Source organism: Pseudolysinimonas kribbensis (genome assembly GCF_030161895.1).
In the GTDB taxonomy this organism is placed as follows: Bacteria; Actinomycetota; Actinomycetes; order Actinomycetales; family Microbacteriaceae; genus Pseudolysinimonas; species Pseudolysinimonas kribbensis.
Genome location: NZ_BSVB01000001.1, coordinates 3208521 through 3224458, shown reverse-complemented (window position 1 = coordinate 3224458; position 15938 = coordinate 3208521). Strand labels below are relative to the sequence as shown.

Genomic DNA, 15938 nt, shown 5'->3' with positions numbered 1-15938 from the left:
CCTATTTTACGATGAAACGGTTCAATGTCGGTTGCGCTTCGGCTCTCGAAGGGCGCGCCCTCCCCAATTCCGGAAAGGCGGACCCGCGTGAGCCCCGTCACCCAGATCGACGCCTCGGGCGTCCCGGTGAGGATCTACCGTCCCGATCGGCCCCGGGGCGACGCGCTGCTGTGGCTGCACGGCGGCGGCTTCTCGGGAGGCGACCTCCGGATGCCGGAGGCCGACTGGGTCGCCACGACGCTCGCCGCGCGCGGCCACCTCGTCGTGACGGCCGACTATCGTCTGGCCACGGACACCGTGCGCTTCCCCGCCCCGTCCGACGACGTCCTGATCGCCTGGGCCTGGCTGCGCCGGAACGCGGCCGAGCTCGGCGCCCCCGCTCTGCACACCTCGGAGGCGCCAGCGCCGGCGGCAACCTCGCGCTCGGCGCCGCGCTTCGTCTGCGCGACGGCGACCCTGTCGCGGGCGCCACGCGGCCGCCGGACACCATCGTCCTGGCCTACCCCACCCTGCACGCCGTGCAACCGGCGCCGTCCGCAGCGCTCGCTGCGCTGCTCGAGCAGCTTCCTGCCGGCCAGCGCAGCGAGCCCGACTACGTCACGGCCATGTACACGCGGTTCATCCGCGAGCCGCTCGACCGGGCTCCGGCCGCCGCGATTCCCGGCGTGGTCGCACCGGACGGCCTGCCCCCGGTGATGATCGTGGCGAGCGAGATCGACGGGCTGCGCCCGTCGGCCCAGGCATACGCCGAGCTGCTCTCGGCGCATGGCATCGAGCACGAGTACATCGTCGAGCCCGGGGTGCGTCACGGTCACCTCAACCAGCCCGACGAGCCGGCGGCGCTGACGACCCTCGACCGCTTCAGCAGGTGGCTGGACGCGCACTCCTGAGCCGGCTCATCCGCGCGAGTCGGTTCCCCCTCGTGCGGGGCGCTCGCCGATCGCGGTGCCCGGGACGACTCCCGTGCCGGGCGCGTGCTTGTCACGTTCGGCGATGAGCCAATCCGGTCGCTCGTCCAGCAGCGCCCGGATCTCGGCCGTCGTCATCGCGTCGCTCACGCCCGAGCGCGCGAGGGCCGAGTTCGAGACGCCGAGCCGGCGCGCCGTCTCGGAGCGGGTATGCGGTCCCTCGCGACGCAGGGTGACGAGCCACTCCGGCGGGTCGGCCTGCAGCGCCTGCAGCGCGTCCCGGGAGATCGGCGCCGCGCGGAATGCCTCCGGGGTCGCCGGCAGGTAGACACCGAGCTTCTGGGCGGCGGTCTCGGGCTTCAGCAATTGCTGCTGCCGCGGCTTCGGCTGCTGGCGGCGGTCCTCGCGCGGGATGTCGGTCACCCCCGAGCGTACGGGCCGCGGCTAGCCTGAGCGCATGGCGGCCGACGCGAGGGTGCTCGTCGTCGCGTTCGTGCCGGGCGTGACGCCGGGCAAGTGGGAGCGGATCTGGCGCGAACGGCGTCCGGGCGGACGGCTCGAGCTCCGGCCGCTGGTTCAGGATGCCGCCCTCTCCGCACTCGACGAGGGCGCCGTGCAGATGGCCTTCCTCCGCGACATCGTCGCCGATGATCGACGGCACGCCATCTCGCTGTACCGGGAGCGGCCGGTCGTGATCGCGCCGCGCGGATCGCTCGTGGCGAGCCTCGGCGAGGTCGACCTCGCCGATCTGCCGGGCGAGAACCTGCTCGACGTGGACCTTGCGCGAGGCGACGGCGCACCGGCCGTCGACCTGGTGGCGGCGAACGTCGGCGTCGCGATCCTGCCCCAGTCGGTCGCGCGAGCCCTCTCGCGCAAGGACGTCGTCGCCCGCCCGCTGCGCGACGCACCGGACACCGGCATCTCGCTCGTCTGGCCCACGGCTTCCGCGCATCCGCTCGCCGACACCTTCATCGGCATCGTGCGCGGGCGCACCGCGCACAGCTCACGCTAGCTCGCACCACCACGGGAGGTCACAGCGCGGTGGCCATCCGGCCGCCCGCCGTTTCCAGGTACTGCGCATTCAGGGCACCGGTCACCTCTGGGTCACCGAATGCATCATCAGCTACGACGGCGCACCGACCTTCTCCGTCTCCATCATGGAGTTCGACCGCGACCGTGTCGTGCACGAAACCCAGTACTTCGCCGATCCGTTCGAGGCGCCCGAATGGCGTCGTGAGATCGCCGAGTGGATGCCGGGTCGCGATCCCGAGGCCGGCTGACGCGCCACTGCGACCCGTGGGCCATGCCGCGACGCGTTCTCAGCGTCCCGCGACGTGCAGCAGGCGGAATTCGCGCCGCCGCAGCAGGCGCAGGATGAGGTTGCGCGGAGCGCCGAACGCCCTCATCCCCGCCGCCGTCTCCAGCCGGTCCATCCGGTCGATCGCGAAGGTGGCACCGCCCCGGATGATCGTGCACCGCCCGTGCGCCGCGACGACATTCCGGTACCACGACACGTTCTCGCCGTAGGTGAGCTCGGCGACGAAACCCTGCGGCACCTCGGCGAGGATCAGCGGCGTCTCGAAGACCGTGCCGGTCGTTCGGCCCACGTGCCGGACGAGCGAGAACGGACCGCGTCCGCTGCGGGCCGCCCGCAGCGCGATCGGGTTGATCGTGTGCTTGAGCACCGTGAAGAAGCCGCTGCGCAGACTCACGACTGCTCCCCGTAGAAGCCGCGCTCGAACACCTGCCGCGCGAGCCGGGTGGCTCGGAGGTAGTCCTCCTCGAGCTGCGAGGCGCTGCCGGGCGGGTACTCCAGCAGGCGGGCGACGCCGTCGAGGGCGCGGCGGTCGGTGGGCAGCACATCCGCCGTCTTCACCGTCCACAGCGTCATCGCGGACCGGGCGCGCGAGGCGATGAGCCACGCAGCGCGCAGACGCTCGGCGTCCGGAGCCGGCACGAGGCCCGCCTCGGCCGCGGCCGCGAGCGCGTGCAGGGTGGATGTCGTGCGCAGCGCCGGCAACGAGGCGGCGTGCTGCAGTTGCAGCAGCTGGACGAACCACTCGACATCGCTCAGCGACCCTCGCCCGAGCTTCACGTGCCGCGACGGATCGGCACCCTGCGGCAGCCGCTCCGCCTCGACGCGCGCCTTGATCCGCCGCACCTCGCGCGCGTCGGCGACCGACAGCACGCGCGGGTAGCGGATCTCGTCGGCCAGCTCCGTGAACGCAGCCAGCAGGCCGGCATCCCCCGCCGCCCCCGCGCCCGCAGCAGCGCCTGCGCCTCCCAGGTGAGCGACCAGCGCGCGTAGTAGGCGCGATACGACTCGAGGGAGCGCACGACCGCGCCGTTGCGGCCCTCCGGGCGCAGCCCGATGTCCAGGTCGAGCGGCAGCCGCAGGTCCTCGGTGAGCCGGTTGAGCTCCTTCACGATCTGCTCCGCGGTGCGCTGCGCCCGGTCGTCGTCCGCGCCGGCCGACCGGTACACGTACATCACGTCGGCGTCGCTGCCGAAGCCCAGCTCGGCTCCGCCGTACCGGCCCATCGCGATCACGCCGAACTCGATCCCGTCGCCCGGTCGATGCACGAGCGACAGCACCCCCTGCAGCAGCGCGCTCGTGATGTCGGCGAGAGCGACGCCCAGCTCCTCGACCGTGATGAGGCCCAGGATGCCGGCCAGCGCCATCCGCAGCACCTCGCGTCGCCGCGCCGTGCGCAACGCACTCGCCGCCCCGTCCGCGTCGTCCGCGTGCCGCGCGACCGTCGCGTTGGTCTCATCCAGCAGCGCCGCGAGCGACCTCGGCCGCAGCTCCGCGTCGTTCTCCAGCCACTCGGCGGCCTCCGGGATCCGTTCCAGCAGCCCGCCCACGAACCGCGACCCGGAGAGAACCTCGGTCAGCCGCTTCGCGGCACCCGACGAGTCGCGCAGCATCCGAAGGAACCAGTACGCCTCGCCCAGGTCGTCGCTCAGCCGCCGGAACGCGAGCAGGCCGTAGTCGGGGTCCGCCCCGTCCGAGAGCCACTGCAGCATGACGGGCAGCAGCGTGCGCTGGATCTGCGCCCGGCGCGAGACGCCGCTCGTCAGGGCCGCGATGTGCCGCAGCGCCCCCGCCGGGTCCTGGAAGCCGATCGCCGCCAGCCGCGCCTCCGCCTGCGCGCTCGTCAGCGCGTACCCGTCCTCCGGCAGCGCCGCCACCGCCGAGAGCAGCGGCCGGTAGAACAGCCGCTCGTGCAGGCCCCGCACCTCGTGCTTGACCCGCTGCCACGCCTCGAGCAGGCCGTCGGCGGTCGTGGCCAGCGCACTCGCCCGGGCGAGCACCCGCAGCGCGTCCTCCTCGCGGGGCATGAGGTGGGTGCGGCGCAGCCGCGACAGTTGCAGCCGGTGCTCCAGCGTGCGCAGGAACCGGTAGTCGCTCGCGAATTCGGCCGCCTCGACCCGGCCGATGTAGCCGTGCTCGGCGAGGGCGGCGAGCGCTTCGAGGGTCGAGCGCTGCCGCACCCCGCATCGGCATGCCCGTGCACGAGCTGCAGCAGCTGGATCGTGAACTCCACGTCGCGCAGCCCTCCCGGACCGAGCTTCAGCTGCACGTCGACCTCGTCGGCCGGGATGTGCGCCGTCACCCGCTCGCGCATCGCCTGCACCGACTCGACGAACCCCTCGTGGGTCGACACCGCCCAGACCATGGGCGCGACCCCGGCGACGTAGCGCTCCCCGAGCTGCCGGTTCCCGGCGAGCGGCCGCGCCTTCAGCAGCGCCTGGAACTCCCACGACTTGGCCCAGCGCTCGTAGTACGCCAGGTGCGACTCGAGCGTGCGCACCAGCGCGCCGTCCTTGCCCTCGGGGCGCAGGTTGGCGTCCACCTCCCACAGGCCCGGCTCGAGCGCCGCTTCCTGGATGCCGCGCATCGTGTCGCGCGCCAGCTTCGTCGCCCGCGCGACCGCCTCGTCGTCGCCCTCGGTCACGAAGATGACGTCGACGTCGCTCAGGTAGTTGAGCTCCCGCGCACCGGACTTGCCCATGCCGATGATCGCGAGCGGCGTGCCGTCGTCGCCGGACGCCGCCCGCGCCGCGGCGAGCGACGCGTCGAGGGCGGCGCCCGCGAGATCCGCGAGAGCCGACGCCACGCGGTCGACGACGGCCGCGGGATCGGGTTGCGCGAGGTCCCACGCCGCGAGCCGCAGCAGCTCGCGCCGGTACGCGACGCGCAGCGCATTCCAGGCCCGCTCCCCGTGCCGGAGGCCTCGATCGGGGCCGGCTCACCCGGATCGGTGATCGGCCGGCACAGGGCGTCCAGGTGCTCCGGATGCCGTCCCAGGAACGCCGCGAGCCCCTCCGACGCGCCGAGCACCCGTACGAGAGAGGCCGCCGACCCCGACTCGCCGTCCGTCGCGTCCGCCAGCACCGCCGCCGTCTCCGTCGGGGCCGACTCGAGCAGGCCGAGCAGCAGCCGCAGCGCCTGATCGGGGTCCGCGGCGAGCGCGAACAGCGGCACGAGCCTCGCCGGATCGAGCTCCTCCGGGATGTGCTCGAGCCGCCCGGACGCCTCCCCCAGTCCCGCGAAGCCGAGCCGCGCGAGGTCGGTGAGGGTCGACGCCGATCGGCTCACGAGGTTTCGGGGCTCACAGGATCTCGAGGTTGCTCTCGAGCTCGAACGGGGTCACCCGCGAGCGGTAATCGTTCCACTCCCGCCTCTTGTTGAGCAGCACGTATTCGAAGACCTGCTCGCCGAGGGTCTCGGCCACCAGTTCGCTGTGCTCCATGAGCCGCAGCGCCTCGTCCAGTGAGCCCGGGAGCCGGTCGTAGCCGAGGGCGCGCCGCTCGGCGCTCGTGAGGCTCCACACGTCGCCTTCGGCCTCCGGCGGCAGCTCGTAGCCCTCCTCGATGCCCTTCAGGCCCGCCGCGAGCAGCAGCGCGAAGCCGAGGTACGGGTTCACGGCGGAGTCCAGCCCGCGGTACTCGACGCGCGCGCTGTTGCCCTTGCCGGGCTTGTACAGCGGCACCCGCACGAGCGCCGAGCGGTTGTTGTGGCCCCACGTGATGTAGCTCGGAGCCTCGTCGCCGCCCCACAGTCGCTTGTACGAGTTCACGAACTGGTTCGTCACCGCCGTCACCTCGGGCGCGTGCCGCAGCAGGCCGGCCACGAACTGGCGGCCGATCGCCGAGAGCTGGTACTGGCCTCCGGCGTCGTAGAACGCGTTGACGTCGCCCTCGAACAGCGAGAGGTGGGTGTGCATGCCGGAGCCCGGATGGTCGGTGAACGGCTTGGGCATGAACGTGGCGTAGGAGCCCTGCTCGATCGCGACCTCCTTGACCACCGTGCGGAAGGTCATGATGTTGTCGGCCATCGTCAGCGCGTCCGCGTAGCGCAGGTCGATCTCGTTCTGCCCCGGTCCGCCCTCGTGGTGGCTGAACTCGACCGAGATCGAGAGGTCCTCCAGCATCCGGACCGCACGACGACGGAAGTCGTGCGCGGTGCCGCCCGGCACGTTGTCGAAGTAGCCCGCCTTGTCGACCGGCACCGGCTGCCCATCGACGAGCTCCGACGACTTGAGCAGGTAGAACTCGATCTCGGGATGCGTGTAGAACGTGAAGCCGCGGTCGTTCGCCTTCGCGAGCGCGCGCTTCAGCACGTTGCGCGGGTCGGCGACCGCCGGCTGGCCGTCGGGCGTCGTGATGTCGCAGAACATGCGGGCCGTCGGGTCGATCTCGCCGCGCCAGGGCAGGATCTGGAAGGTCGTCGGGTCCGGATGGGCGAGCACGTCCGCCTCGGACGAGCGCGCGAGACCCTCGATCGCCGAGCCGTCGAATCCGACGCCCTCGCTGAAGGCGCCCTCCACCTCGGCGGGGGCGAGCGCGACCGACTTGAGCGTGCCCACGACGTCGGTGAACCACAGCCGCACGAACTTGACGCCGCGCTCCTCGATCGTGCGGAGGACGAAGTCACGCTGCTTGTCCACAGTGTCCTTTCCTGCGCCGCCGCCTCTGCGGCGCAGCCGCTTCGCCGGCCGCGCGCGAGCGCCCGGCTCCGCTGGCCCTTCGGTATCGCGCCGGAGGTGGCGGTCCGACCCGTCCTAGGCTACTGGCATGCCCCGTCTGCGATTGGCCCTGGCACAGACGAATCCGGTCGTCGGGAACTTCTCCGGCAATGCCGACGGCCTGGTCGCGGCGGCGCGCCGAGCCCGGGATGCCGGGGCCGACATCCTGCTCGCGGGCGAGATGGCCCTCTCCGGCTACCCGATCGAGGATCTCGCCGCCCAGCCCTCGTTCCTCCGCGCCGCGCACGACGCCGTCCCGGCCCTCGCCGAGCGGCTGGAGGCGGAGGGCCTCGGCGACCTCGTCGTCGTCGTCGGCTACCCCGACGGACCCTTCGAGCCGCGGCTGCTCGGCTCGTCCAACGCTCCGACCGCGGTCGCGCAGAACGCGGCCGCCGTGCTGCAGCACGGCGCGATCCAGGCCCGGTACGCCAAACACCACCTGCCGAACTACTCGGTCTTCGACGAGTACCGCATCTTCATCCCGGGCGACGAACTGCTCGTGCTGCGCACCGCCCGTCCCGGGGAACCGGCCGCGGACGTCGCGCTCATCATCTGCGAGGACCTGTGGCGCGACGGCGGCCCGGTCGGCCGCGTGCTGCAGGCCGACGCGGGGCTGCTGCTGGTGATCAACGCGTCGCCGTTCGAGCGCGACAAGGACGACGTGCGGCTGCCGCTCGTCACGCGGCGCGCGCAGGAGACCGACACGATCGTCGCGTACGTCAACATCGTCGGCGGCCAGGACGACCTCGTCTTCGACGGGGACAGCGTCGTGGTCGACGGCGCCGGCGCGATCCTCGCCCGGGCTCCGCAGTTCGAGGAGTACCTGCTTCTCGTCGACGTGGACCCGGACGAGGCGACCGACACCCCGCTGCCCGAGCACGTCGCCCGGGTCGACATCACCCTGCCGGCGTCGCCGGATCCGGCCGACCTGGCTCGGGACGTGGCGGTGCTGCCGGACGATCGCGAGCAGCTCTGGAACGCGCTCGTGCTCGGCCTGCGCGACTACGTGCGCAAGAACCGGTTCCCCTCGGTGGTGCTCGGGCTGTCGGGCGGCATCGACTCGAGCGTCGTCGCGGCCCTCGCCACCGACGCGATCGGCGCCGACAACGTGTACGGCATCTCGATGCCGAGCCGGTACAGCTCGCCGGGGTCGAAGGACGACGCGGCCGAACTCGCCGAGCGGCTCGGCATCCACTTCTCGGTGCAGGCGATCGCCGACCTGGTCGCGCCGATCGAGGAGCAGCTGCAGCTCACCGGCACCGCGGCCGAGAACGTGCAGGCGCGCATCCGGGGCATGATCTGGATGGCCGAGTCGAACATGCACGGCCACCTGGCGCTGACCAACGGCAACAAGACCGAGGTCGCGGTCGGGTACTCGACGATCTACGGTGACGCGGCCGGCGGCTTCGCGCCGATCAAGGACGTGCCGAAGACGCTCGTCTGGGAACTGGCGCGTTGGCGCAACGAGCACGCCCGCTCGCGCGGCGAGACCGAGCCGATCCCGGTCGCGTCGATCGAGAAGCCGCCGAGCGCCGAGCTGCGCCCGGATCAGACCGACCAGGACACGCTGCCGCCCTACGAGCTGCTCGACGCGATCCTGGAGCTGTACGTGACCCAGCGCCTCGGGCGCGAGGACATCGTGGCGCAGGGCTTCGACCACGACACGGTGTTCTTCGTCGCGAAGCTGGTCGACCAGTCGGAGTGGAAGCGCCGGCAGGGTGCGATCGGTCCGAAGATCTCGGGGATGGCGTTCGGCCGCGACCGGCGGCTCCCGATCACCTACCGGCCGAATCTCTGACCGCCGGCTCGAACTAGGCTCCTTCCATGGCCGATGGCGTCGTCAAGCGGGTCCGCACCCGGCACTTCCAGAACGCGAAGGAGCAGGGGATCCCGATCACGGGACTGACCAGCTACGACGCCCTCACCGCCGGCATCTTCGATCGGGCCGGCATCGACTTCCTGCTGGTGGGCGACTCCGCCGGCAACAACGTGCTCGGTTACGACACGACGCTGCCCGTGACGATCGATCACCTGATCCCGCTGACGCGCGCCGTCGCGGGTGCCGTGCAGCGCGCGCTGGTGGTCGCCGACATGCCCTTCGGGTCCTACGAGACCGGACCCGACGAGGCCCTGCACACCGCGTTCCGGTTCATGAAGGAGACCGGAGCGCACGCGGTGAAGCTCGAGGGCGGGGTGCGCTCGGCCGAGCAGATCCGCCGCGTGGTGGCCGCCGGCATCCCGGTCATGGCGCACATCGGCTTCACGCCGCAGAGCGAGCACCAGCTGGGCGGTCACGTCATCCAGGGCCGGGCCGGCTCGGGCGTCGAGCAGCTGCTCGCCGACGCGCACGCCGTCGAGGATGCCGGTGCCTTCGCGGTCGTCATGGAGATGGTGCCGGCGGAGGCCGCGAAGCGGGTGACCGAGGAGCTGCGCATCCCGACGATCAGCGTCGGGGCCGGACCGCACACGACCGGGCAGCTGCTGGTCTGGACGGACTGGGCGGGGCTCACGACCGGCCGGATCCCCAAGTTCGTGAAGAAGTACGCGGAGCTCGCCGAGATCCTCGACGGGGCCGCGAAGGCGTACATCGCCGACGTCGCCGCGGGCGCCTATCCCGACGCCGAGCACTCCTACGACGGGTAGGGGCGAGCCCGCGGAAGCACCACCACGACGACCACCAACAGGACCCCGAGGACGACCCCGACGCACCCGAGCACCAGGCCGGCCACGGACCTCGACCGACCCTGGGGACCGAGACCGAGTCGCTCCAGCCGGCGCGAGCGCGCGATCCCGAGGATGCCGAACACGATCGCGAACACCCCCGGCAGCAACGCGACGTTGAACAGGAGCGCCGAGACGATGCCCCAGAACAGGGCTCGGCCGGGGAAGGCCTGCTGCCGGGGGCACGAGCAGGTTGAGCGCCGTGAACCGGTCGTGACTGACCGACGGCGCGGGCGGATACACCGGCGCGGGCGGATACACCGGCGCGGTCGGATACACCGGCGCGGTCGGATGCACCGGCTGCGCGATGGGCGAGATGGGCGGCGTCCACGCCTCCGTCATCGGTGCAGCATGTCGTCCCATCGATCCCCCTGTCTCGATCGAACCATCCTCACCTGACGCGCGGGCGATCCGGCAGCCCCCGAACGGGTCGGTCCGCGTAACCTGGCCGCGTGGCGCGCGCGTGGGTGGGCATGTCCGGTTGGACCTACGCGCCGTGGCGCGGCGTCTTCTACCCGAAGGGGCTGCGTCAGGCCGACGAGCTCGACTACGCCTCGCACCGGGTCTCGTCCATCGAGATCAACGGCTCGTTCTACTCGTTGCAGAAGCCCACGAGCTGGATGTCATGGCGCGACGGCACGCCGGACGACTTCCTCTTCGCGGTCAAGGCACCGCGCTTCATCACGCACATCAAGCGCCTGAGCGACATCGACGAGCCCGTCGCCAACTTCTTCGCCTCCGGTCTGCTGGCTCTCGGTCCCAAGCTCGGGCCGATCCTGTGGCAGCTGCCGCCCAACCTCGACTACGACCGCGAACTGGTCGAGCGCTTCCTCGGGATGCTGCCCCACACGACGACCGCGGCCGCCGAGCTGGCGACCCGCCGTGGCGTGGAACGCATGAAGGACCGGGAGCATCTCGAGACCGATGCCGATCGCGTGCTGCGGCACGCCGTCGAGGTGCGCAACTACTCGTGGGACGACGAGCGCTTCGCCGCCCAGCTGGAGGCCCACGGCGTGGCGATGGTGCTCGGCGACAGCGCCGGACGCTGGCCGAAACTCGATTGGGTCACCGCCGACTTCGCGTATGCGCGACTGCACGGCGACAAGGAGCTCTACACGAGCGGCTACGACGACGCGGGTCTCGACACGTGGGAGGAGTGGACACGCGATCACCTCGACCACGACCGCGACGTCTACGTCTACTTCGACAACGACGCGAAGGTGCGCTCCCCCATCGACGCGATGTCGCTCATCGAGCGGCTGAGCGACCTCTGACCGGGCGCCCGGCCCGGCCGCTGATCAGTCGTCCTCGTCGTTCCAGGCGGCGGCGCGCTCCTGCGCGATCTGCGGTGCCCGCTCGGCCTCCTCGCGCGTGGCGTAGGGCCCGTCGCGATCGATCCCCAGCGACTGCGGTCCCTGCTCGACCTCGCCCGTCTTGTTGTTGTACCACCAGGTCGTGTCGTCGTCGGCACTCATAGGCTGAGCGTATGCCCCGCGACGCCGACGGTCACCTCGTTCCCGGCCGGATCTCGGCACGTCGCGACGTGCCGATCGGCATTCCGCGCCCGGAATACGTCGGAAAGGCCGAGCCGGCGGCGTACGACGGCGACGACCGCTACTCCCCTCGAGCTCGAGCGCATCCGCCGCGCGAGCCGGATCGCGGCGCAGGCGGTCGAGGCCATGGGCGCCGCCGTGCGGCCCGGCATCACCACCGACGACCTCGACGCCATCGGCCACGACTACCTCGTGGCGCACGATGCCTACCCCTCCGAGCTCGGCTACCGCGGCTACCCGAAGTCCACCTGCACCTCGGTCAACGAGGTCATCTGCCACGGCATCCCCGACGACACCGAGCTGTTCGACGGCGACATCGTCAAGATCGACATCACCGCCTACGTCGAGGGCATGCACGGCGACCTCTGCGCCGCCTTCCCGGTCGGCGAGGTGAGTCAGGATGCCGCCCTCCTCATCGATCGCACCCACGAGGCGATGATGCGCGGCATCCGGGCCATCGCACCGGGTCGGCAGGTCAACGTCATCGGCCGCGCGATCGAGAGCTATGCGAAGCGGTTCGGCTACGGCGTCGTGCGCGAGTACACCGGGCACGGTGTCGGCACCGCGTTCCACAGCGGTCTCGTCATCCCGCATTACGACGCCGCACCCGGCTACGACGCGCCGATCGAGCCCGGGATGGTCTTCACGGTGGAGCCGATGCTGACCATCGACGGATCGACCGCGTGGGACATCTGGGACGACGACTGGACCGTCGTCACCCGCAGCCGGGCGCTGACCGCGCAATGGGAGCACACGATCGTCGTCACCGAGCGGGGCGCGGAGATCCTGACCCGCCCGTAGCCGCACGAAGGGCCCGGTCGCCACCCGACCGGGCCCCCTCGTGCTGCTTGGTTCCTACTTGATCTTCTCGGCCTTGACGGCCGCGTCCCAGGCGCCCTGGTCGAACCACGTCGCGATGTCCGGCGAGTTCGAGATGGCGCCGACGTCGGCGGCCTGCTGCTCCTGCTCCTGGGCGCTGGCCTCGGAGTAGGCGCTCGAGGAGACGGGGAAGGTGTCGGACGACTTCAGCGCCGTGTAGAGGTCCTCGGCGTCGGCCTTCGACCCGCCCGCGTAGGCGAGCGCCGCGCTGATCCACTTCGCCTTGTCGTCGTTGAAGATCCGGGCCGCCTCGATCCACGCCTGATCGATCGCCTGGGCCAGGTCGGGGTTCGCCTTGTACCAGGCCGGCGTCGTGGCGATGAAGGAGTCGGCCACATCCGGGGCGACCTTCGACATCGTCGCGAGATCGTTGAAGCCCTGATCCGTGAGCGTCTTCACGTCCTGTGCGTGCACGAAGGTCGCCTGGATGTGGCCCGCGATCATGGCGCTGACCCGCACCGAGGCGCCGCCGGCGATCGTCTGCGTCACCTTCGACGCGTCGATGTGCTTGGCCTTCAGCAGAGCCGCGAACGCGAGCGCCTCGACGCCGTGCTGGTTCGACGTGCCGTAGATCTTGCCGGGCAGCTGCGTGACCTTCTTCAGCGACGGGGCACCGATGAAGTGGTAGTCGAGACGCGGCTGCGAGGGGCCGATGGCGATCAGGCCCGAGTTGATCGCGCTCGGGCCGGCGATCGCCCCGACCTGCGCGTCGCCGGAGAGCACGACGCGCACGGCGGCAGGGTCGCCGACCTGGTTGACGATCTTCGCGTCGGCGCCCCACTGCTGCAGGATCGACACCATCAGCGCGATCTTGGTGTCGCTCGTCGCCGGGGCGGCGCCGAGCGCGATGTTGATCGTCTTGCCGGTGAGGTCGGGCTCACCCGTCGCGGACGTGGCGTGCTTGGTCGCGGCGGGCGTCGACGTCGACGCGCAGCCGGCCAGCATGAGGCCCGTCGCCGCGGCGATGGCCGTGCCCGCGAGGAGCAGCCGCGTGACGCCGTGCGCACGGGATCGTATTCCGAGCATTTCGTTGCCTTCCTGTCTTGGTACCGGGTTGTACGTGCGAGCGCCCTCAGCCGAGTCCGAGCACGAGCTCGAGCACGCGGTCCCGGATCTGCGCTGCCTCGGGATTGCCGAGGAGTTCGACCTGGGTACGCGGACGCGGGAACGGCACGTCGATGAGTTCCGTGACCCGACCGGGTCGGGCGCCCATGACGACGATGCGATCCGAGAAGAAGACCGCCTCGTCGACGTCGTGGGTGACGAGCACACAGGTCGCCCCGCTCGCCTCGATGATCGAGGCGATCTCCTGCTGCAGTCGGCGGCGGGTGAACGCGTCGAGCGCCGAGAGCGGCTCGTCCATGAACAGCACCTCGGGGTCCGTGGCGAGCGCTCGGGCGAGCCCCGCCCGCTGCTGCATGCCCCCGGAGAGCTGGTGCGGATAGGAGTTGCGGAACTCGAGGAGGTTGGTCAGCTTCAGCTTGTCCTCGATGACGGCCTCGCGCTCGTCCGGCGGGAGCTGCTTGTACTCCAGCGCGAACGCCAGGTTGTCGTGCACGGATCGCCAGGGCAGCAGCGCCGGCTCCTGGAAGACGAACCCGACCTTGGACGGCACCCCGTTCACGAGGCGGCCGTCGATCCGGATCTCACCGCTGTCGCGCGCGATGAGCCCGGACATCATCCGCAGCAGGGTGGTCTTGCCGCAGCCCGAGGCGCCCACGAGCGAGACGAACTCGCCCTTGCCGACGCTCAGGTCGATGTCCTGCAGCGCGGTGAAGACGTCGCCGCCGGTCGTGATCGCCTCGGTGGCGCTCTGGGCGCCGCGCCGGCGCGAGCGCGCCGAGCGCTCCACCGGGCGGGAGAAGGTCTTGGTGACGCCCGTCACCTGGATCGCGGGGGTTGCGGTCGCGATGGACATGCGTGCTCCTGATCGGGTGGGGGCTCAGAGCTTGCCGCGGTCGACGGTCTGCGACCACGGAGCGATGTAGCGGCGGAGGATCTCGATGATGATGGTGCCGACGACGCCGACGATCGACGACGTGATGATCGCGGCCAGCAGCTTGGCGGTCTGGAACGAGTCGCCGAAGTCGACGATGAGACCGCCGAGGCCCTGGAGGCTGATGCTCATCTCGCCGATGATCACGCCGATGAGGGCCTTGCCGAGCGCGATGCGCAGGCCGGCGAAGATGTACGGCACCGCGTGCGGCAGGGCGACGTTGCGCACGACCGAGCTCTCCTTGGCGTGGTAGACGCTCGCCATGTCGAGCAGGATCGGCGGCGTGTTGCGGGTGCCCTCCGAGGTGTTGATGATCACCGTCCACACCGCGAGCAGGAACGTGATCACGACCTCGGCGGGGAAGCCGATCCCCGCCCAGATGACGACGAGCGGGGTCAGGGCGATCAGCGGCGTCGCCTGGAAGAACGAGACGTACGGGTTGATGACACGGTAGGCGACGATGGAGCGGCCCATGAGCAGCCCGACGCCGATCCCGACCACCGCGGCGATCCCGAAGCCGGCGCCGAGTGCTCCCATGGCGCGCAGGAACGCGAACCCCAGCTGACCGTTGACGACGAGCTCGCCAAGGGCGACGGCGACCGAACCGGGCGTCGCGAGCAGGATCGGGTTGAGATTCATGCCCACGATCTGCCACACGATGAGGAAGACCACCACCGAGAGGATCGGCAGCGTCCAGCGGCGGCGCAGGAACGTGCGGAGAGCGCTCGGCTCGGCGGGCGCCTCCGGATCCTGCACGGGCGACAGGTCGGGTCGCGGCGCCCGGCCGGGCGCGTCGTTCGTCAGTGCCATGGTGGTCTTCCTCGTGTGCGTGACGTGGCTAGCGGAGGTGGGGCAGGACCTCGGTGCCGAGCAGTTCGATCTGCTCGAACCAGCGGTCGAACTTGAAGCGGAAGTCGAAGACGAGATGCTCGACTCCGAGCGCCTCGAACTTCTTGACCTCCTGGACGGCCTCCTCGGGGCTGCCCGCGATGAGCTGCCCCTCGAGGTCCTCGACGGTCTCGAACGATCCCGACGGCGGCTTCACCGTGAACTTGGCCTTGTTCGCCCACGCGAGCAGGCCCGGGATGTTCACATCCCTGAGCGCCTCCTCGCGCGTCGCCTCGATGGAGGTCGGCGGGATGACCGCGATCGTCGGCATCGTCTTGCCCTGTTCGGCCGACAGCTCCTTGATCGTGTCGATGCGCTTGGCCATCGTCGCGAGCGAGATGCGCCCCGGCATCCAGCCGTCGCAGAACTCGACGGCGAGGCGCGCCGAACGCGGCGTCGCGCCGCAGTACCAGAACGGGATGCGCCCGCCGACCGGCTTCGGCTCGATGGAGATGTCGTTGAACGTGAACTGGTCGTCGCTGTAGCTGACGTTGTTCTCGGTGAACACGCGCTTCAGGATCTCCGCGTTCGAGCGCACGAGCTCCACGCGGTCGCGGCCGCCCCACTCGATGGCCTCGAACTCGTGGTCGAAGGTGCCCGCTCCGAACCCGAGGATGAGGCGGTTGCCGACGAGCTGGGTCATCGTGCCGGCCATGAGCGCCGTGAGGAGCGGATGACGGAACGGGATGAGCGACCCCGTGCCGAGCTCGATCTTCTCGGTGACCGCGCCGATCGCGGTGAGCGTCGTCAGGGCGTCGTAGAACTCGCGGTTGGGGGCCTCCATCTCCCCGTGCGGCTCGAAGACCAGGTGATCGCGCACCCAGACCGAGTCGAAGCCGAGCTCCTCGGCCCGCTGCGACCCGCGCAGCAGGTTGTCCTTGGAGGCGTGCTCGCCGAAGTGCGGGAGCAGGAGTCCGAATTTCATGGTGTCCTTTGGTCGTGAGGTGGGGAAGGCGGATGA

Annotated in this window: 14 protein-coding genes and 3 pseudogenes; 7 read left to right on the top strand and 10 right to left on the bottom strand. The window is 70.9% G+C overall.

What is annotated here, in order from left to right:
• Positions 1-24: 24 nt before the first annotated feature.
• Positions 25-890 (top strand): annotated as a pseudogene (locus QQK35_RS20665) (alpha/beta hydrolase).
• Between the two features lie 6 nt (positions 891-896).
• Here QQK35_RS20665 and QQK35_RS17735 read toward each other — a convergent pair.
• Positions 897-1331 (bottom strand): DUF5997 family protein, encoded by a 435-nt coding sequence (locus QQK35_RS17735; protein ID WP_284255332.1) that lies wholly within the window; start codon positions 1329-1331, stop codon positions 897-899.
• A gap of 34 nt (positions 1332-1365) precedes the next feature.
• Here QQK35_RS17735 and QQK35_RS17730 point away from each other — a divergent pair, with 34 nt between their 5' ends.
• Both QQK35_RS17730 and QQK35_RS17725 read left to right on the top strand, forming a co-directional pair.
• Positions 1366-1920, top strand: a complete 555-nt coding sequence (locus QQK35_RS17730) for a LysR substrate-binding domain-containing protein (protein ID WP_284255331.1) — start codon at positions 1366-1368, stop codon at positions 1918-1920.
• Positions 1921-2065: 145 nt separating this feature from the next.
• Entirely contained in the window at positions 2066-2188 is a 123-nt protein-coding gene (locus tag QQK35_RS17725; RefSeq protein ID WP_284255329.1) for a hypothetical protein, read from the top strand.
• Positions 2189-2227: 39 nt separating this feature from the next.
• Here the strand turns inward: QQK35_RS17725 and QQK35_RS17720 are convergent, their stop codons facing one another.
• The 3 genes and pseudogenes from QQK35_RS17720 to QQK35_RS17710 form a co-directional block, all read right to left on the bottom strand.
• Positions 2228-2620: a PNPOx family protein gene (locus QQK35_RS17720; RefSeq protein ID WP_284255328.1), complete on the bottom strand. Its 393-nt coding sequence runs from the start codon at positions 2618-2620 to the stop codon at positions 2228-2230.
• Positions 2617-5457 (bottom strand): annotated as a pseudogene (locus QQK35_RS17715) (bifunctional [glutamine synthetase] adenylyltransferase/[glutamine synthetase]-adenylyl-L-tyrosine phosphorylase). The gene QQK35_RS17720 and the pseudogene QQK35_RS17715 overlap by 4 nt, the downstream one beginning before the upstream one ends.
• 67 nt (positions 5458-5524) lie before the next feature.
• Positions 5525-6862 (bottom strand): glutamine synthetase family protein, encoded by a 1338-nt coding sequence (locus QQK35_RS17710; protein WP_284255327.1) that lies wholly within the window; start codon positions 6860-6862, stop codon positions 5525-5527.
• A 127-nt stretch (positions 6863-6989) separates the two neighbouring features.
• On the opposite strand from QQK35_RS17710, the gene QQK35_RS17705 reads away from it, so the two are divergent.
• Together QQK35_RS17705 and panB are read left to right on the top strand one after the other, a co-directional pair.
• Positions 6990-8738 (top strand): NAD+ synthase, encoded by a 1749-nt coding sequence (locus tag QQK35_RS17705; protein WP_284255326.1) that lies wholly within the window; start codon positions 6990-6992, stop codon positions 8736-8738.
• 26 nt (positions 8739-8764) lie between these two features.
• Positions 8765-9583 carry a 3-methyl-2-oxobutanoate hydroxymethyltransferase gene (gene panB, locus QQK35_RS17700; protein ID WP_284255325.1) on the top strand — a complete coding sequence of 273 codons (819 nt, stop codon included), beginning with the start codon at positions 8765-8767 and terminating at the stop codon, positions 9581-9583.
• Here panB and QQK35_RS17695 read toward each other — a convergent pair.
• Positions 9571-9771, bottom strand: a complete 201-nt coding sequence (locus tag QQK35_RS17695; RefSeq protein WP_284255324.1) for a hypothetical protein — start codon at positions 9769-9771, stop codon at positions 9571-9573. The two genes, panB and QQK35_RS17695, sit on opposite strands and share 13 nt — an antisense overlap.
• 342 nt (positions 9772-10113) lie before the next feature.
• On the opposite strand from QQK35_RS17695, the gene QQK35_RS17690 reads away from it, so the two are divergent.
• Entirely contained in the window at positions 10114-10935 is an 822-nt protein-coding gene (locus tag QQK35_RS17690; protein WP_284255323.1) for a DUF72 domain-containing protein, read from the top strand.
• 24 nt (positions 10936-10959) lie between these two features.
• On the opposite strand, the gene QQK35_RS17685 is transcribed toward QQK35_RS17690, so the two are convergent.
• A complete protein-coding gene (locus tag QQK35_RS17685; protein WP_284255322.1) occupies positions 10960-11136 on the bottom strand; it encodes a methionine aminopeptidase in 177 nt (58 codons plus the stop codon).
• A gap of 11 nt (positions 11137-11147) precedes the next feature.
• On the opposite strand from QQK35_RS17685, the pseudogene map reads away from it, so the two are divergent.
• Positions 11148-12015: pseudogene (map, locus tag QQK35_RS17680) on the top strand (type I methionyl aminopeptidase).
• 54 nt (positions 12016-12069) lie between these two features.
• Here map and QQK35_RS17675 read toward each other — a convergent pair.
• Genes QQK35_RS17675 through QQK35_RS17660 form a run of 4 tightly spaced genes read right to left on the bottom strand, consistent with a single transcriptional unit; the run spans position 12070 to position 15902 of the window.
• Positions 12070-13119 (bottom strand): ABC transporter substrate-binding protein, encoded by a 1050-nt coding sequence (locus QQK35_RS17675; protein ID WP_284255321.1) that lies wholly within the window; start codon positions 13117-13119, stop codon positions 12070-12072.
• A gap of 46 nt (positions 13120-13165) precedes the next feature.
• Positions 13166-14011, bottom strand: a complete 846-nt coding sequence (locus QQK35_RS17670; protein ID WP_284255319.1) for an ABC transporter ATP-binding protein — start codon at positions 14009-14011, stop codon at positions 13166-13168.
• Positions 14012-14035: 24 nt separating this feature from the next.
• Entirely contained in the window at positions 14036-14899 is an 864-nt protein-coding gene (locus tag QQK35_RS17665) for an ABC transporter permease (RefSeq protein ID WP_284255318.1), read from the bottom strand.
• Positions 14900-14927: 28 nt separating this feature from the next.
• On the bottom strand, positions 14928-15902 hold the full coding sequence (locus QQK35_RS17660) for an LLM class flavin-dependent oxidoreductase (protein ID WP_284255317.1): 975 nt from the start codon (positions 15900-15902) through the stop codon (positions 14928-14930).
• Positions 15903-15938 lie beyond the last annotated feature (36 nt).